1 protein-coding gene is annotated in these 507 nt (G+C 46.5%); it reads left to right on the forward strand.

Annotated elements, in window-relative coordinates; translation table 11 throughout:
- On the forward strand, positions 1-507 hold a 507-nt coding region (locus AC1M9N_RS14475), incomplete at both ends, for a thiolase family protein (RefSeq protein WP_481954973.1).

Here is a 507-nt window from a genome sequence, read left to right on the forward strand (position 1 = left end):
TATTAGCCGTGCTGATCAAGACCAATTTGCTTTAACCAGCCAACAACGTACGGCTGCTGCACAAGCACGCGGTTTCTTTGATCAAGAAATCGTGCCTGTGACTATTCCACAGCGTAAAGGTGATGCGGTTGTGGTGGCAAAAGATGAACATCCTCGTGCATCAACCACTTTAGAAGCGTTAACCAAGTTAAAACCTGTTGTAAAAGCAGACGGTACAGTAACCGCAGGTAATGCATCAGGCATTAACGATGGTGCTGCTGCGATTCTGATTGCGTCTGATGCAGCTGTAGAAAAATATGGTTTAAAACCTCGTGCCAAAGTGATTGGTGCAACCACCGTTGGGGTTGAACCTCGCATTATGGGCTTTGGTCCTGCACCTGCGATTAAAAAACTGTTAGCACAAACCGGTTTAACACTAGAGCAAATGGATGTGATTGAGCTGAACGAAGCGTTTGCAGCACAAGCATTGGCGTGTACACGTGACCTAGGTTTAGCCGATGATGATGC

The sequence above is a fragment of the Acinetobacter sp. ANC_7655 genome (assembly GCF_056784015.1).